Below are 16,428 nucleotides of genomic sequence, written 5' to 3'. Positions count from 1 at the left end.
CGAACGAGCTGTTTATGAATGGCGGCTCGTTTCCTTCGATTGTGTTTTGGCGCCCGCCAACAGGCACCAACCCAACTGTCGTTTTCTTGCCTGGCGGTGGCCATCTGGCCAGGGTCGCATACGGCCACCCGGGCGCGGATCCACGGGACTTCCTCGACTTCTGGCTGCGCGAGGTCGGATGGGGGCTTCTGGCGGTCTCCTATCCCAGTGATCATCCCACCTTTCCCCGGCTCTATCCCGAGATGACCGTGAGCGACTGGGGAGCATCGGTAACCGCGATCACCCTCGGCCTTTTGGCCCCGTGTCCGGCGCCACGGCGAGTGGTCGTGGCCGGCTGGAGCATGGCAGGCCGTGTTGCACGCTCAGTCTGTTCGAGGGCTCGCCCGAAGCGGTTTGCCGCCCATCGGCTTTATCTCGCTCGCTGCGAGCGCTCCGTTTCCCGGCCTGGTGCCCGTCTTCGAGAGGGGCGAGCCGGTGACGGAGGCAGGCTTGTGGGATCTCTCGGTCGATGAGCCTGGTCTTCCAACGCGTCACGCAAATTGGTGTGTTGAACTTGCTGCCCAATCGGCCGACAACGAGCGCGTGGTCATCCCCGAAGATGTCTATCAACGCGACTATCGTGTAAATACCCCGCTTCTGCTGCGCGGAGAGCCGCAATATCTGCGATCGCGCAGCGCGGTCGTCTCGGTTGCAGAAGTGACGGACGAACTTGGCACTTTCGATTTTGGTTCCCATCCGCTGACGGGTGTAATAGCGCCGACGCGGCCTTCTGATGCGCGCCACGCGCTGACCAATTCACTCACCTGGGGTTTCCTGAACGCACAGCACGTCTTCGAGCGCTACGTTAGCGGATGCCCCGGTCTTTCCGCTTTCCCTCCCCAGCTTTGGGAGCAGTTGCGGTCGCTCATGTTAGATTTGCCACGCCGCCTCACGCGTACTGTATCAGGCGGTCATTTCTTCTTCGTAGGTGAGCGCGGCGCCAAAGCAACAGCACGTCATCTGACAAATCTCGCAACTGAAATCGCATTCCTGCAGGCCGAAGTCTCGGCCATCGTCTGCAATCAACCGGCACCACCAACAAAATAGAATGACAGCCTTCAGCCGTTCCCAAGCACTCACTCACTCACTGGATTCATACGCATCTCTGATAATGCCCGCGCCCTTCACCAGGTGTCGCTCAAGCTGGTCCGCCATCACGAGCTGGCCCTCTGGTCGCTCGACTAGTTCGATCACAGTCGGGCCCGCTACCGACGCAATTCAAACATGGTTGACGATCTTTCGATCGTATTGGGGCGGACGGGACGAGGCGCTCGTCTCCTCACAACAAGCCGCGCGCCGAGGTTACTGGGCGTCAAACGAAGGACTGCTGCGATGCTGCTAGTACGCGCCGTCCACAAAAAAAGATCAGATAGGCGGTACAAGCGCGGCGGGAGCCGCGCCTGTACACGTCATCACTTCCTCAGAATGAGTTTGCGCGCCTCCTTAGCGGCGTCGTCGAGCGCCGCCTGCGCCGAGAGTTTACTGGCCAATACCAGTTGCATTTTGTCCACGATCATCGCGGCGGCCTTCGTGCTGTTCTGGCCCGGAAATGCATACCAAGCCACCAGATTGCTGAGTTGCCGCAGCGGAACGATGTAGTTCGGATTTTCCAGATAAAGCTTCTGTAGTTGTGGATCCGATAGGGCGGCCGTGTTGATTGGTGTATAGCCGGTCATTGCCGCCATGATCGCCTGCGCCCGCGGGCTTGCGGCGAACTTGATGTATTTCCACGCTGCTTCCTGCCGAGCGGAGTCCTTGGTTAACATCATCATTCCGTTGCCGGCGGCTAACGTCTTGCCGTCGTGAGCCAAAGGGATCGGCGTCATCGTAAGCATGAAATGCTGACCGATTTGCTGTTCGAAATCTGTGAGAAGGCTGCTGGATGTCAAGTAGATACCAATCCTGCCGCCGACAAAGGACTGACGGGCGTTGTCACGCGACAAGTCAATCATACCAGAATCTGCGGCGCGCGCTACGGTTGTCATAGCGGCAAGCCCTTGCCACTGGTCGAAGGCGATATCGTCCTCGCCCTTGGTCATCATCCTGCCGCCATGCGCAAAAAGCAGTGTTTCAAAACCCCACGCGCCATTGGCATTGTACTCCATGTAGAACCCGCTGACGTTCGGCTCCAGCTTTGAGATCTTCTTTGCCAATTCGAAAACGCCGTCCCAGGTCGTGGGGAGGTTGGCAGGGTCAGCGCCAACGCGGGCGAGAAGGGCATTATTGTAGAACAGCACTGGCGTCGTCAGCGAATAAGGGACGGCATAGGCCTTGTCACCGGGCGATCCGATGTTTCGGATGGCATCGGCAACACCCAGCTGAATCCAATCCGGTTCGGCCGAGATAAAGCGGTCGAGCGGTACGGCAAGGCCACGATCGGCCAGCAGCCGTATATAATTTAGGCCCTGGTGCGAGACGTCGGGCGCATCGTTGATCAATTGGGCGCGCAAGGTACTTTGCAATAGTTCGTCGTAGCTCTTCGCCGTTTCGAACTTGATTGTTATCTCCGGGTGCGCTTTCGTGAATTCAGCCGCGATTGCATTGTACATCGCGGAAAAATTGGCCGGCGAATAGCTCACGCGCAGTTCCAGCGCGTAAACCATGCTCGGTCTGGCGATAACAATCGAAAGCACCAAGAACAAAGCCACCGCAAGCAGACGTCTCATTGTTAGTCTCCAATCGAAAGAATACAGCGAGCAAGCGTCCTCAACCGGTCGCTCGTGGCGCGGGTATGTGTTTCTGCAGCATTTGCGCCGGTCAGCAGTGAACCAAGGAGCAGGCGCCAGGCTTGAGCGTTTCCGATCGCTCGGCTGTCAACGACGCGTTGCCATTGGCCCTCCACATCTCATTGCAACGATCAATTCCTTGACCTCTCGAACGCGCTCGCGAACGACTTCAAGAGGTGGATAGCGACATGCAGATGACATACATCGAAAAATCATATGAGAATCGCGCAACATCTGAACATGGCGTGCTCTTGGCTTGCGTGATGATCATCGAATTGCGATTGTCGGCGGAAACAACAGCAAATTATCTTCGCGGCCGAACGCGACCGGCGAAAAGTGAACACAGGACACGCCCGCGCGTAGCAAGGTCTGGTGCATTGGGAGAGCGGCCAAGCCGTGGCTAGCCGGCTTGAGTGCCCGGCAAGAATTGCAGGAGTTCAGCTCGTCTCCGAAAGCAGAGGTCGCAAATACCCGCCGCGCGACCCGCTCGTTGGAGTGCTGTAAGCTAGGATCAGGCGTCGACCAAACCAATCAACTGCGAGGGGACGCCTTTGGCGTCGCCCTCGCTTACGCCGAGATTAACTTCGTACGCATCACCGGTCGCACAGTCCTCCCGGGGCTCTACGATTTCAGCTTATCCACTCTTGAGCGGCCTTCATCACGTATAACGCGAGCTACTCCGCTAGAAGAATATCGATGTAGACGCTGAGAAATTCAGGGCATGGCCGATTTGGGGCGTATATGTGATGCTTGTCGGGTGATCGATATATGTCAGCCCCAAGCTCGCGTATATTCCGGGGCCAAGATGCGCTGTATATGTTCCGGAGATTGCTTTCGCGTCCCGATGAACGAGATTTCCTTTAGCCGCCGCAGCATCAACTGCAAATTTGCTCCAAACCGTGTCGGTAGCAACAAGCGAGATTTGATCACTTGGCCGGCTATCAAAGAGTCCCTTCGCGTAAAGCCGGAGCTCATAATACTGAGTAACCTTATTGAGGTCAGGCGGAGCTCCCATAATCGAGAATCCACCATAGATGCCACGCGATGCGGCGTCATGGACTTGGCTCTGCCAGAGTTGCCTATCCGCAGCGACGTAATAGAGTCTATTCTCGTCAGATCTCGGTTGGGTTGGATACGCCAAGTTCGTGTAGTGGCTGTTGTTGAAGCCAATACCCGCCCGCAACCACGTCTCGGGTAAACCGGGAGCCGCGCTGTTGCGATACCCGCTCTCGTCAAGCAACAGAATGCCAGCGTTCGCCGTACTCCAGTCTAAGCCCGTTGGATTTGCAGTTATGTGCGCAAACACCCCGTCTGGACTGGTAGAGCGTTGGAGCGACACTTTGTTATACAGTCGGTCATCGAAATGGTAAGTCAGGTTGAGAGTTGGTGTCGGCGCGGGTGCGAAGTTCATCCCTCCTTGATAAAGCACATTCGACGAGGGGCCGAAGACGTTCGCTCCTGGATTCCCTCCGACCACGGTGCCGGCTAACTCATATGAGTTCATGAGGTAGCCGACTTTGAGCTCGAGCTTCCGATCGAAAAAGGTTTGGTAGTAGGCGATCGTGTTGATTCCCCATCTATCCGGGCCTCCGGGCTGCCATGTCCAAGATTGCTGCTCGGTTCCAACAATGATCTGACCGTCGGGGATCCCATACCGGCTGAGATCGTAGGTCACCATCATGTAATTTAGGGTATAGAAGGTCGGATTCTGCCCGCTATATAGTTGGTTGGCGATCGTGCTCTTGGCTGCATTCGGCAGAAGGTTGTTAACGTAGGTATTTTGCGTCCAAGCAATGTATCCGATCCCAATCTCTGCCAGCGCGGATCTGATGCCTCCTTTGTCCTGAACCAAAGTATCGGCTGGACCAGGTAAGTTGACCTCCAATCCCTTTATGCGGAGGTTTTCGAACTTTGCGAATTGGTCGGGCTGGGGCGTGATAGCTTTGGCTGGGCGAGCGCCAGGACGCACTGTTCGTTTTTCAGCAGTATCACTCCCAAGTTGGATCATCTTCTTTTGAACTTTCATCTTGGCGATCTCGGTCGGAGTGTTGCTTTTCTGATAAGGCATATTGGTCGTTTGTGCCAGCGCCGTTCCGGTAATAAGACTAGCTGCCAGGATACATGCAATTGCTAGCTCCGCTTCTCTAATGGTTCGAAAGCGAAACGCATGTCCTGATGTCGAGGGTCTTGTCCGATAATTTTGTACATCGTTGTTCATCTTAACGCGCATAGAATCTCCCCAGACGCGGTTAGAGCCGTTGCGCGCTGTGTTTGGCATCGCGACCGCAACTGGAGGATGACAGGTATCGGATAATTCGATGTGATTGCCTGTAAGATGCGATGGCGCTGACTGTTTGGGATGCTATTGCGAGGGTGTACCCGTGCGACTGCGGAGCGAGATCACTCTACAGGCAGGCGGACCGTCCAAGTTATCGGGCGGAGCAATCTGAGTGTGGTGAAGTGTGAGGCGCCCGGATTCGAAGGCTGTCCGGGGCGGTCATCGCCTTTGGGATTATTCGACATTGCAGTTGAAGCTTGGTGCGTTATAACCTCGGCCGGAATGATGCAAATTTAATCAAGCGTTTATTCGGACTTCTGCTCAGTGCCAGCCGCTTGTGGCGACAATCGAAACGGCTCTCGCTGCAATCGGACAAGTTCGGGCTTGGTCCGGTGTCGCATCCATCTCGGCCTCGAGCCGAGAACGTGCCATTCCGTTGTCTACGCGAAGAGGACTCTCGGTTGGTTGAATTGGCCGGTCTAAAGCATCGGGGCCACGCTCAAGGAGCAGCCGTTGTCCGCAGGTTGGCGATCCCGCGAAGAAGAGATCAATGCCACGGAAGCTCATAGTCGGCTTGGTCGGCTGCCAGCTGGGGCGACGAACACGATCGCGAGTCGCCTCTTTCTCTGCGCGCGATCTAGGCGGTGTCGCAGACAGCGCAGGCCCATTCCAGCGCCAGTAGCGCGAGCCAGACACCTTTTAAGGATCGCTCGACAAGCATCTGCACCGATCGCACACAGCTGCTGCGGCGCGCTCAACAGTCCGGCGCGACCGGCATCGAGCCTAGATGTGAGCCAAACATCGATAACCCGGGGACTTCTTGCTATTCGGATAAAGGAAGTTAGCGCTTCTGCAGCGGTTGCTCCTACCGGGCTCTGCTCAAAACGAGATCGGTCAGCCAGTCAACACTGACATAACCTGACGCGTCCTGATGCCGGTCTAGAAGGGCGTCGACCTCCTTGGCGATCGTTACGGCGCCAGACCTAGCGATCGCCTTCTTTAAATGTCCTGATTGACAGTAGCCGCGAAACTGCTCTGCGGTCGTCGTCTGGCGCCATTCGAGCTTGTAGCGCTCCACAGCCACCAGATCGTGCCTCGAACGGAGTTCCGCTTCGAAATCAGCTTTCCCATAACCGCCCCAGAAATCAGAGTAGTGGTCTCGGCGAAATCCAGGGATGTAGCGCTCTTGAAGGCTGACGAAATCACCGAGAAAAGCGCTTTCCTCGTGCCGATGCTTGTTCTGTAGGAGCAGCAATGTTCCGGAAGGCTTCAGCACCCGTGCAGCCTCTTGGTAGAATAGAGGCCGATCGAACCAGTTAGCCGCCGTTGCTGCCGTCACAAGTTCACATGAATGATCTGGAAGCGGAAGCGTCTCAGCAAACCCGGCGAGGACGTCGAGGCCACGAAACGCCGCGGATCGCTCCTTGGCAACGGCGGCCATATCGCAGTTTGGCTCAATACAGGTTAGGCGCTCAATGCTCGGAACTGACGCCATCAGCTGTCTGCTGAAAATCCCCGTCCCGCTCCGACGTCTGCGGCTGACCGCAGTGGCGCAAGTGCCGAATGATAGTCCGTGAGAAGATCAAAGACCGCGTGAGGATAGCTCGGCCTATACTCGTCGTAGTCCAGAGCGGCGCCGTTATAGAGCTGCCATGTCACCCGTTCATTCATAGCGATCCTCGAGCGGAGAATTAAACAAAGGAGAGCGGCGTTCCCTCACGCAGATGGAGGCCGAGCGGGGAGTAGCTTCGAATCCAACTGATTGCGGGATGGTTTGCGCACGTTCAGGGCGACGAAGACCCCAAGGGTGCCCCGAGCGCGGACGAATTCGTCAAGTCTGCAATCAATCACGCCGCCTATCCTATCAAGCAGCGCTCAAAACGCAGACTATAAATACCAGTAGGTGAAGAGCGAGAGGGGAGGTGCGCACGCATTCAGGTTGGCGCTGTGGGTGCCAATAGCGCCGCTCGCGATTGGTGGCGAAGGTTAGCGACCGCAACAGCGTCCGCGGCGCGTTAAGGAATTAGGATCGGCATTGTGGCAGTTGTGGGTTGGAGAACCGCCAACAATTCGACGATGATGACATCATTGACTGCGGCTAGCGGCTAAGGTGAGGTCGTCCCTTTTGCATCAATCTCTTCAAAGGCAGGAGTTCGCCATGACTCGTGTGCGGTATTCGCTCCGGTGGCGATCGCCCGGTAGATCTCGATTAGCTGCCGTGTGATCGCTCCAGGTTGACCACTCCCTACCACCATGCGGTCGATCGACGTCACCGGAGTGATTTCGGCACCGGTGCCGCAGTAGAACACCTCCTGGGCGAGGATAAGTTCCGTCCGATCGACATCGCGCTCGACCGTATCTACCCCGAGATATTCACGTGCTAACTGAATAACGGTCTGGCGTGTTATCGATTCCAGTATGTCGTTGGTTCCGCTTGGCGTGACCAACTGACCATCGCGAACCATAAATACGCACATCGCTGGCGCCTCCGCCAGTTTTCCCCTTGAATTGAGGAGAAATGCGATATCGTATCCATCGAGTTGGGCCTGCATCATCGCCAATCGCGCGTTGTGATAGTTTGCATTGCATTTGATGCGTGCGGGCATGACGTTGTCCGGCATGCGCATCCAAGAACTGATCTGAGCAGAAGCGCCTTCGATGGATTGTCTAGTGGCCTCGCGGGGCAAGGCCGTAATCGCGGTCCCGACCGGTCCTTTTGCTCCCAAATCGCCGTGCCCATCAATGAACGCCATCATCCGAATATGCACCGTCGTGCGAAATGCATTTGCACGACAGAGGTGAATGAGTGCCTCGATTAGCTTATAACTGGAGATCGGCTGATCGAACCTCATTGCCTTTTGCGAGAAGGCATATCGCTCGAGGTGCTCTGCAAGACGAAAGAGATACAATTGCTGGACGTTTTCGTTCCAATAGCCGCGTATTCCTTCGAAAACACCAATGCCATACTTCGCCACGGGCGAGAATACATGCACCCTGGCGTCATCCCATGGTACAATTCGGCCGTTGAGATAGGCAAATTCTGGCGCCACCATCTATGCTTACACCTGTTCTGAGTTGCCACGATCCGCGAGTTAAGTCCGACTGAGGAGTAAGACCGCTAGAACACTCAGTCCACGTCGGAGGTCCTCGTGAGTTGACGGAGCGATCAGAGATGCTCTGATGTTGTGCTCGACGTTGATGCCAGCTGTCGCAAACACTCCCGGATGTCTCAGGATTACGCCCTTCGTGCGAGCAGCTTGGATGAATGGCTCTGCTGTCCAGGGAGATGGCAAGTCGATCCAGACGTGCAAGGACGATTTGTTCGTGCGCATCACCCCTAGATGCCCAAGCATCTCCTGCGCAATGTCTTGCCGGGCCGCGATCTCCTTGGATATCTGTCCGACAATGTGACTTGCGGCACCACTTTCAATCAGGTGAGTGATAATGGCCGCGGATAACCCTGGTACAAACCAACTCGAGACGCTTGGTATTGGTCGAAGAAGATCGGCAAGGCCGTCCCCCGATGGCGCAATAAGATACGCAGTCCTCAATCCGATGCCCAAGCATTTTGAGACGCTCATCAGGTACCAAGTGAGATCGGGGGCGATCGAAGCCAGCGGAGGGGGCGCATTCTTGGTTATAAGGCCATGTACGTCATCTTCGATAATGGGAAGAGCGTACTTGCGGGCTACTCGAGCGACCCTCTGTCTGCGCTCAAGCGACATCATTGAAGTCGTCGGATTGTGACCTGTCGGGTTGATGTAAACGGCCGCCAGATTGTGAGCTTTGCACAATGACTCAAGGGAATCGTCACGCATGCCGTCTTCGTCTATGTCAACGGGTAGAACGCTAATCCGCCCCAGCATTGCGAGTTGGCCGATCGCTGCATAAGTCAGCTTTTCAGCGGCAATTGCAGCTCCTTGGGGAGCTAGGCGCGAGAATAGGACCATTAGCGTGTTCTGAGTGCCACCTGTCATCAATAAGCGGGTAGGACTAGGGGGCGCGCCGAGCCGGTTCCTCAACCAATCGGCGGCGGCCTCTTTGTCACGTGCACTTCCGTGGAAGCGATGGCGTTGTATTGTGCTGGCAAGGTCCGGTGCGCGCGCCGCCGCAATGAGGCTTCTTTCGACATGTTCGCGGAAAGCTGGCACTTGAGGAGCCCATGTCCGCGTCATATCAATCGGTGCCGTCGCGTCACCAACAGACATTTTTATTCTCCTCGGGCGACCAATACCGCATTACATCAAAGCTGTGGCTTTTGGCCGGCTCTCCGCCGGCAAATTATAGAAGCGAGGTCAGGGAGGCGACTTCCCACGATGCGGTTGATTGTGGGATCGACGGTTTCGCTTCTGCCCCAAATGCCGCGTTCCCTGGTCAGCTGCAGTTTGCTCTGTGACCAGCAGCAGGCCTGTAAGACTGATCAGAGCTCTCGCACGTAACTGGGATTCGTTCGATGACGCCGGCCAGAGCCGCGGGCAATGACCAACCTCATCAGCAAAAGCATGGGAAATCTGCTCGCCAGTAGGAGCCGCTGCATAGAGGTCATTCTGCCGCTCAGAATGGACTATCATCGCGAGCCGCGAAAGAACGAGATCGGCGATCAAGTGTGCACCTCGGGCGATTGAAATTCAGCACAATCTCCATATGCGGAAGCTCCGCAGGATTTCCTTTTTCCTATTGCGTGAAGAACTCCGCTGCATTCCGCCGCTTAGTAGCGGCCGGCGTAAAAGATATCTAAATGGCATCTTTCGATAAACGTATCAGCCGGCGACAGTTGGTGAAGTAGTGAGCGCAACTGCTCGTCGAACTCATCTCGTCTCTGCGTTAGTACACCTGGACAGGCCTTTGATGTGGAATACATATATTGAACGAGTTTCTCGGAGGTCCATGATACCATGTAAGGGATGTGGCTCCTTGTGACGTTCGAAAACGTCGATCGGCGCAGAACAGCGTCGTGATCCACACGTAATTCGCGGCGCTTATCGCCACGTCCGGCGGGAAATAGCCTCCCCACCAGGTGTGCACGAAGTCCCAGATCCTGTTCCACCAATCACTCGGTGCGGTTTCGTCGCGAATTCTTGTGATGATCGCTACCTTGCCGGACGATAGCAGACGACGATCAAGCGTCTCCAGAACGAGCGAGCGGTCCATCCAGTGAAAGGCACTCGCGATCGTGGCCCCTTGGTAGCCGGTCAAGCCCGAATCCATCTCCTCGGCCGTGCTTTCGATCAGCGAAATATTGAGCAGGCCGCGTTCGGAGGAAAGTCGGTCGGCCTCGCCCAGCATGGCGCGATTTGGATCGACGCAGTCCACATGTCCAACGCCGGGAGCAAGTCCAAGTCCGATCTGTCCGGTACCACATCCAAGATCGAGTACGCGACTTTCAGGGGTTAGAAGAAGATGTTCGCTAAGCGACCTGAAGAGTTCGTGCGGATACTCAGGTTGATAGCGAGCATAGTAAAACGCTGCTCCCTCAAAGATGCTACTTGCTAACATCCAGCTCTCCTTTCGGCTGCTTAAGCGGCCCAAACCGCCGCCTGACGTCTCTCGGCCAGCTAAGTCTGGGGATGAACTTGCGAAGATCTGGAGCTCCGTACCGATACCACCTGCGCCACGCTGGTTAGCTTAGACCTCGCAATCCCAGAGCCGATGAAGCGATGACGACGAATATTGAGATTGCGACGTACATGGTCATATTCGGCGCTGGGACGCGAATCGGCGCGACGTGTAGTCCTGCGAGTAGGATGAAAGTGCTGAGCGTGAAGTGTACGAAAAGCTTATCTGAAACCAACGGTCGAGCAAGGAAAGTGATCGCCATCACAGGAATGTCGTATGATAATGGGAGCCCTAGAAAACGGCCGTCGCGTAAGCGGCCGAAGTTGTCAAAGTAGCTGAGCCTAATTGCTCCCGCTGCGAGCAGGGCGGTCGCGGTGACTAGGGCAAAACCCGAGGCTCCGCTGAGTTGGATTAGGATTGCCGCCGGCAAGACGGCTCCGTAGATGAGGTCAGCAAACCCGTCGAGGCTCTTTCCCATCTTGGCAACATCTGGGTGGCGATTTTTCGTGTGAGCTGCCACTATTCCGTCGAGGTGGTCGGACAGGACAGCCCAAAGTGCTGTCGCTATCGACAGTTCAAGGCGATTGGACAGGACAAGAAACAGACTGACGGACGAAAAGAGAAGGCCCCCAGTTGTTATAGCGTTCGCCGGATCCCAGAGATATTTGAGCATCAAAAGTTCACCTTTTGCGAGGCGTGCCTCGGCCTTGCACTCCCCTGAAAAGTCGCTCTGCGACTTGCAGATCTTCAGTGGTGTCGATTTCGTACCATCTGACATGGTCGCACCGCGTAGTGGCGAGCTGCAGGCCGCGCAGTTTAACAAGGTATGAAAGAAGCTCCTCAGTGTAGGCCTGGGTCACTCCGGACCCTATGATCTGGTCCAGCGCTGGAACAATCGTCGCCTTGAGTGTCGACGCTGAAAGTCGCAATAGGTTCATCGTTTTGAAAAGCCGTGGACCATTCGCGGCTAGGTTTTCTCCGGTTTGCCTCATACGGAACTCCGAGATGAGGCCGCTATCCGTCAACAGGACTGCCGAGCCTTCCATCGATTCCTCGAAGGGAACGATTGCGGCCACGTCGGTTGCGGCGCTGTGCAGCAGATGTTGCAGCGCGTCCTCCTCGAAGAACACATCGCCCTCCAGGAGAAAGCAATCTCCGGAAAGCAGCGCGTCACGCGCGAGCCACAGCGAATATGCGCTTCCGGTACGGTCGAAAGCCGATGATTCCACATAGTTGATCGCAAGCGTGCCAAAGCGATGCGCGCACGCGTATTGAATAGCGTGCTTGCGATAACCGACCACGAGCGTCACCTCTTTGACGCCGACGGCTTCTAGATTTCGAAGGGCGTTGTAGAGAATCGGCGTGCCGTTGACCTCGACCAAAGGCTTCGGCCGAAGGACGGTCAGCGGTCGAAGGCGAGAGCCGATGCCGGCGGCGAGAATGATCGCGTTCTTGGGACCGCTCATAGTCATTTGATCGCATCAGCCGCCGAGGTGTACGTGTTTGGTCCAAAGCGTTAGTCTATTCGACGCACATCTGGTGCAGTAGTTTGAGCAGCAAGCGTAGCCATTGTTGGCTGGCCTAAGCCACCTGACTTGGACCGCGAATGACCCTAATGCTGCAGGTTGTTAGGATGGAGGTACCGCGCTTCAGCCTCGGTGAGTTCATCGTAGCTGAACAGCTCAAAAATATCTTCAAGGGGGGCGATATCGGGCTCGATGTTCGCAACGTTCTCTTCAGCGAAGATGCGGCCGCAGACCCGAGCCATTGCGGCGACTGCCGCTCGCATGGAGTGATTGGCCCAAATGACCGTCGAGATGTCGGCGCGACGATACTCGCAGGTCGGTGTCCGATAGTATTTCGTTGGAACGATCACGACCGGCAACCTGTTCTGCCAAGCATTTGCGAACGAAAGGATTTCGTCTGCGGAGCTGCTTCGCGAGTGAATCAGGATCGCATCGGCTCCGGCTTCCCGGTATGCGTGAGCCCGTGCGATTGCTTCGTGCATTCCCTGTCCGGCGATTAGCGCTTCGATCCGGGCCACAAGAACGAGCTCGTTCGCAACCGTGTCCTTCACGGCGCGCAAGCGTCCACAGAATTCGTGAATGTCGGCGAGGGGATGACGGTTGCCAACAAACGAGTTTAGCTTCGGAAAGCAGCTGTCTTCCAGCGCAATACCCGCAACGCCGCGCTCGCAGAGTTTACGAGCCAGCAGGCGAGCATTGTTGAAGTTCCCGAAACCGCCGTCGCCGTCGACCAGCACGGGCAGTTGACTCGAATCTACAATGCGTTCAACCGCGTCAACAAGCTGGCTCCACGATGCTTCGTTCGCGTCACGATAGCCCAGAGAGCAGGCAATCGATAGACCGGACGCCCAAAGACCCTTGAAGCCTGCGCGCTCGGCGATTGCAGCCGAGAGGCCATCATGTGCTTCCATCAGGAAAGAGAGTTCGGCGCTGGAGCAGACCTCTCTGCGCAGCGTATCAGCACGGGAAGAATCGACTTCTCGACCACTGCCGTCGGCGAGGAGAGAATTTGAGTGATCTTGCATGCAGACTCCGGGCGCACCGATCGGTCTGTGTTCATTGCTCGCCAAGTGACATGTTTCTGACAACTCGATCAATCGCTAGAATTGGTAGGTGAAACGGGAATAAAAAGCGGGCATTTCGCTATGGATGCGAGTCGGCAGTTAAGGCGGATTGCTCCGGACCTGTGCTTAAGGTCTAACCCCGTACTAGCGTATTGCATGGACGCGAGCGGCGGTGTGGCAAGCCCGCATTGGGCTGAGGTCGTTTTAGGCCAATCTCCGGCTCGCCCCTTCAAGGATATCTGTTTGCGAAATCTGGCGCTACGGCGCTCATGAGCTGGTGCGAATCTCCAATTCAATCTCACGCGTGACCTCGATGATGCTCTCTGGATGGCCCCCATTCTCGAACAGCGCATATTTCAGGGCTTGGGTGCGGTTGACAAACAGGCCGCCAAAGGAGCCCCCTTGTTCAAGGGCGACCCAGTAACCGGCCCGATTCCTGCCAACAAGAACGGTCCGTGTGGCGGAGCCACGCGAAGTGGACTCGAGGAGCGGAGTCATCGTGTCCCCTCGTGGAACGACGGCTGAGGCTCATGTGACGAAGTCCGTAGCGGAGGCATGCCAACTCGCATCACGAACAGTTGCTGAATTGTCAGGCGACTTACTAGGATGGAGTGACATCAACCTCGTTTTCGCCAGGGTCCACACAGGCTATGGAGCTAGGCGTATGCCGCGCACCGAGCTCGCAATGAATACGACGAATGCGAGCGAGCTTCTCCTACCAGTTCTGGCAAAATGCGAGATTCGCGAGAATGCCCGGCCCGAGCGGGCTAGCGATCAAAAAGCAAGGAAAGGCGTTCGAAATGCACTTCGCAGCAATAAGAGAGGTCTCCGCCGATCTAGCTTGCATCGCTAACGGCCGGCTTCGTAATGTTCGAACAACTTACCCTGAGCTCTGCAGGGCCGTGCGCCGTCCGGATAAGTTCAGCGGCTTGTGAGATGGCGGTCCAAGCAATTCGGACTATGAGATTCTCAATGTCTTGAATTGGTTTCGGATACGCCGGTCGAAAAATCTTCCCTTCGATGAGGCGGCCATCAGCTGCTTGTAAACCGACTTTGGCACCCCCGAGTATTGATAGACGGAATTCTTTTGAAATTCGATTTCTAGCAGTTGTTTGGTTTCATCGTAGCCCACCGAGACCAATGTCGCCGACCGGACCGGTGTTCTCATCATGCTGCGGCTTCCTTCTGGTCGCCAAATGCATTGAGCCGCCTCATGAGCTCCACCAAAACGTCCGGCCTTTTACCCTCAGCCCACGCCACGGCAAGCAGCTCGCCAATCAATGCTGGATTTTTCCCAAGACCTCCGGCAGACGGATCGATGGCGCGCCGAGCCTCATTGTTGATCCTGTCCCAATCCGCACCGTCAAAACACAGCCTAACCGAATCTTCGATGTTGTTAGGCCAAATCGCACAGCAGTCGTCCCACACGATCTCCGGCGGGAAGGCGCCACACCCTAACTGGAGAGCTGTGAGCAAAGCCGTATTGTCGATCTCATGGTGGCGACGAGGGCCAGGACGTGTTTCATCGCCATCGGCATCGAATATGACAAAAGCGGGAATTTCCAGCTCTTGAGCAATCGTCAGCAACTGAAGGATGTTCGACTTTCCCTCGGTCGGCAGAATATGCAGCCCGGCCCTTCGCATTGCGTTCCACTGACCATCCAGATGAAGGGCCGCTGAGAGATAGGCGCGGTCGGCAATGCCTTCGACAAGCACCAAGCGTTGGCTAAAGTACAATTCAGACGGCTCGGGCCTGAGCGCGGCAAGCAGCTTGGCCCTTGCAACCGGGTTCTTATCCGGCTTCCTACCAGTCGCTTTAGCGATGCGCAGGGCAAACCTGTCGAAGTCAGTAGATTTTACGTTCGACTCGCCCGATTTCGCCGCCCGACGAACAAGCCGGATCTCGTCGAACTCCTCGCCCGATACAAAATAAGGGCTGTGAGTCGTAAGCATAACCTGATTGCCAAGGGAGGCCAACTCTCTCAGCACAGTCGATAGGTGCTTTGCTTGCGGCGGGTGCTGGTAGAGCTCGGGTTCCTCGCAGCCCAGAACCAAGGTTGGTTTTTCGTGGCCGTCTTGCGCTGTTGACGCGCTTTCGACGGAAGCCAGCTCTTGCAGAATTGCTAAGAGGAACGACCGCTGCAAGCCGTGACCGAAGCGCAAGATGCTTCCTTTGAATAGGCCTTCCCTAGCTTTGATGGTTGCCCTGGGCTCCCCGATGGAAACAGACTTCTCACTGCCCTGCAGCCACTCGACCATGAGACTAGCATCTGGATGCGCGAAGACGGCTAGCCGCTTGGCCAAGCTGTCTGAGATTTCCTGAAGCGTGCCCTGCTCCGCCTCGAGTAGGGCGTCGTACTCGGCGCGGACGCGCGTGCGCAGAGCCTCCAATGCATCGTCAAAGTTGACCTTCTGACGCACCGTTCGTTGGAGCAGTTTGCCCAACGCGGTGTTTCCGGCTTCTTCGGCTTCTGCAGACGCGTCCTTGACGGCCGGTAGATAAATCCACTGCACGAAGGGCTCAAGCTTTCCCTTGATCTTGCCGACGCCGTAGAAATGATCGCTACTTCGCTGAGTTTCACAAATTTCTGGGCGGGCCTCCTCGTAAGATCGAAGAGCATCGATCATGGCGGCCTTGGCGGGCTTTTTCCCGATATCGGGAAAATCAGCCAATCCCTTGGTTATCTCGAAGAAGCGGGCGCGAAGTGGCTCGACAGTCGTTTTGTTCTTATCGTCCTCAAAGAACGGAGCGAATTGCTTGAAAACGAGCCGTTCTCCCCACTGGATGACAGGAGCCTTAGCTGTTTGAGGATCGAAAACCGCAACTGATGTGATCACCAGCTCGCCATGGCGCACGTAGTGCGATAGCGCCTCTTTAGCTGCCTCGCTGAGCTGATCGAACGTGACGGTGATTTGAATGGGAACGTCCGTGTTCCCACCATGGAAATCTTCTGTCGTGAGCGTTGCTACATCCGTTGCACTGCTCGCTTCTTGAAAGAACACGTTAAGTGCGGACAGGATCGTCGATTTTCCTGCGCCGTTGGGGCCAACCAAACATGTGCATGAGCCGAATGAAACTGTCTCGTCTTCAAAGCCTCTGAAATTTTGTACGCGAACCGCTCGAATTCTCACGTCGCACTCCGGAGTAGTAATTGGATATCACTGAACGGTCCAAATCGGGCGGACTTGTTAATGTCATTTCGATACGCGATGTCTAAAGCTGGAATGCTGCTCATGAG

The 16,428-nt window shown here is 56.0% G+C and carries 14 protein-coding genes; 2 read left to right on the top strand and 12 right to left on the bottom strand.

Annotation, left to right across the window (positions count from 1 at the left end; translation table 11 throughout):
- Window positions 1–489: 489 nt before the first annotated feature.
- The gene (locus ACSKB8_RS02240) at window positions 490–1,086 is read left to right on the top strand and encodes a hypothetical protein (RefSeq protein ID WP_438102215.1); all 597 of its coding nucleotides are present in this window, start codon (window positions 490–492) and stop codon (window positions 1,084–1,086) included.
- 365 nt (window positions 1,087–1,451) lie between these two features.
- On the opposite strand, the gene ACSKB8_RS02235 is transcribed toward ACSKB8_RS02240, so the two are convergent.
- From ACSKB8_RS02235 to ACSKB8_RS02215, 5 genes are all read right to left on the bottom strand, one after another.
- Window positions 1,452–2,705 carry an ABC transporter substrate-binding protein gene (locus tag ACSKB8_RS02235; RefSeq protein WP_438102213.1) on the bottom strand — a complete coding sequence of 418 codons (1,254 nt, stop codon included), beginning with the start codon at window positions 2,703–2,705 and terminating at the stop codon, window positions 1,452–1,454.
- A gap of 742 nt (window positions 2,706–3,447) precedes the next feature.
- Window positions 3,448–4,995, bottom strand: coding sequence for a carbohydrate porin (locus ACSKB8_RS02230; protein ID WP_438102211.1), 1,548 nt, complete (start codon window positions 4,993–4,995; stop codon window positions 3,448–3,450).
- A gap of 913 nt (window positions 4,996–5,908) precedes the next feature.
- Window positions 5,909–6,556 (bottom strand): class I SAM-dependent methyltransferase, encoded by a 648-nt coding sequence (locus ACSKB8_RS02225; RefSeq protein WP_438110352.1) that lies wholly within the window; start codon window positions 6,554–6,556, stop codon window positions 5,909–5,911.
- Window positions 6,557–7,148: 592 nt separating this feature from the next.
- Window positions 7,149–8,096, bottom strand: a complete 948-nt coding sequence (gene ilvE, locus ACSKB8_RS02220) for a branched-chain-amino-acid transaminase (protein WP_438102209.1) — start codon at window positions 8,094–8,096, stop codon at window positions 7,149–7,151.
- A gap of 39 nt (window positions 8,097–8,135) precedes the next feature.
- Window positions 8,136–9,251, bottom strand: coding sequence for an aminotransferase class I/II-fold pyridoxal phosphate-dependent enzyme (locus ACSKB8_RS02215; protein WP_438102207.1), 1,116 nt, complete (start codon window positions 9,249–9,251; stop codon window positions 8,136–8,138).
- 270 nt (window positions 9,252–9,521) lie between these two features.
- On the opposite strand from ACSKB8_RS02215, the gene ACSKB8_RS02210 reads away from it, so the two are divergent.
- Entirely contained in the window at window positions 9,522–9,668 is a 147-nt protein-coding gene (locus tag ACSKB8_RS02210) for a hypothetical protein (RefSeq protein WP_438102205.1), read from the top strand.
- 199 nt (window positions 9,669–9,867) lie between these two features.
- Here the strand turns inward: ACSKB8_RS02210 and ACSKB8_RS02205 are convergent, their stop codons facing one another.
- The 7 genes from ACSKB8_RS02205 to ACSKB8_RS02175 all read right to left on the bottom strand — a co-directional run bounded on the left by ACSKB8_RS02205 (window position 9,868) and on the right by ACSKB8_RS02175 (window position 16,321).
- Window positions 9,868–10,539 (bottom strand): class I SAM-dependent methyltransferase, encoded by a 672-nt coding sequence (locus ACSKB8_RS02205; protein ID WP_438102203.1) that lies wholly within the window; start codon window positions 10,537–10,539, stop codon window positions 9,868–9,870.
- Window positions 10,540–10,663: 124 nt separating this feature from the next.
- Window positions 10,664–11,272, bottom strand: a complete 609-nt coding sequence (locus tag ACSKB8_RS02200) for a CDP-alcohol phosphatidyltransferase family protein (RefSeq protein WP_438102201.1) — start codon at window positions 11,270–11,272, stop codon at window positions 10,664–10,666.
- Window positions 11,273–11,279: 7 nt separating this feature from the next.
- A complete protein-coding gene (locus ACSKB8_RS02195; protein WP_438102200.1) occupies window positions 11,280–12,071 on the bottom strand; it encodes a phosphocholine cytidylyltransferase family protein in 792 nt (263 codons plus the stop codon).
- Between the two features lie 140 nt (window positions 12,072–12,211).
- The gene (gene aepX, locus ACSKB8_RS02190; RefSeq protein WP_438102198.1) at window positions 12,212–13,150 is read right to left on the bottom strand and encodes a phosphoenolpyruvate mutase; all 939 of its coding nucleotides are present in this window, start codon (window positions 13,148–13,150) and stop codon (window positions 12,212–12,214) included.
- A 306-nt stretch (window positions 13,151–13,456) separates the two neighbouring features.
- Window positions 13,457–13,687 carry a hypothetical protein gene (locus ACSKB8_RS02185; protein ID WP_438102196.1) on the bottom strand — a complete coding sequence of 77 codons (231 nt, stop codon included), beginning with the start codon at window positions 13,685–13,687 and terminating at the stop codon, window positions 13,457–13,459.
- Window positions 13,688–14,147: 460 nt separating this feature from the next.
- Window positions 14,148–14,357: a KTSC domain-containing protein gene (locus ACSKB8_RS02180; RefSeq protein WP_438110350.1), complete on the bottom strand. Its 210-nt coding sequence runs from the start codon at window positions 14,355–14,357 to the stop codon at window positions 14,148–14,150.
- Window positions 14,357–16,321 carry an AAA family ATPase gene (locus tag ACSKB8_RS02175; RefSeq protein WP_438102194.1) on the bottom strand — a complete coding sequence of 655 codons (1,965 nt, stop codon included), beginning with the start codon at window positions 16,319–16,321 and terminating at the stop codon, window positions 14,357–14,359. Before ACSKB8_RS02175 ends, ACSKB8_RS02180 begins: the two co-directional genes overlap by 1 nt.
- Between the last annotated feature and the right edge of the window lie 107 nt (window positions 16,322–16,428).

Origin of the sequence: Bradyrhizobium sp. BR 1432, from assembly GCF_051547705.1 — a bacterium.
GTDB classification, from domain to species: Bacteria; Pseudomonadota; Alphaproteobacteria; order Rhizobiales; family Xanthobacteraceae; genus Bradyrhizobium; species Bradyrhizobium zhanjiangense.
This window is presented reverse-complemented; position numbering and strand designations above follow the sequence as displayed.

Coding starts and splice junctions, on each gene's coding strand:
- ACSKB8_RS02235 (WP_438102213.1), bottom strand. CDS start 2,705: ATGAGACGTCTGCTTGCGGTGGCTTTGTTCTTGGTGCTTTCGATTGTT.
- ACSKB8_RS02230 (WP_438102211.1), bottom strand. CDS start 4,995: ATGCGCGTTAAGATGAACAACGATGTACAAAATTATCGGACAAGACCC.
- ilvE (WP_438102209.1), bottom strand. CDS start 8,096: ATGGTGGCGCCAGAATTTGCCTATCTCAACGGCCGAATTGTACCATGG.
- ACSKB8_RS02215 (WP_438102207.1), bottom strand. CDS start 9,251: ATGTCTGTTGGTGACGCGACGGCACCGATTGATATGACGCGGACATGG.
- ACSKB8_RS02210 (WP_438102205.1), top strand. CDS start 9,522: ATGACCAACCTCATCAGCAAAAGCATGGGAAATCTGCTCGCCAGTAGG.
- ACSKB8_RS02205 (WP_438102203.1), bottom strand. CDS start 10,539: ATGTTAGCAAGTAGCATCTTTGAGGGAGCAGCGTTTTACTATGCTCGC.
- ACSKB8_RS02200 (WP_438102201.1), bottom strand. CDS start 11,272: ATGCTCAAATATCTCTGGGATCCGGCGAACGCTATAACAACTGGGGGC.
- ACSKB8_RS02195 (WP_438102200.1), bottom strand. CDS start 12,071: ATGACTATGAGCGGTCCCAAGAACGCGATCATTCTCGCCGCCGGCATC.
- aepX (WP_438102198.1), bottom strand. CDS start 13,150: ATGCAAGATCACTCAAATTCTCTCCTCGCCGACGGCAGTGGTCGAGAA.
- ACSKB8_RS02185 (WP_438102196.1), bottom strand. CDS start 13,687: ATGACTCCGCTCCTCGAGTCCACTTCGCGTGGCTCCGCCACACGGACC.
- ACSKB8_RS02180 (WP_438110350.1), bottom strand. CDS start 14,357: ATGAGAACACCGGTCCGGTCGGCGACATTGGTCTCGGTGGGCTACGAT.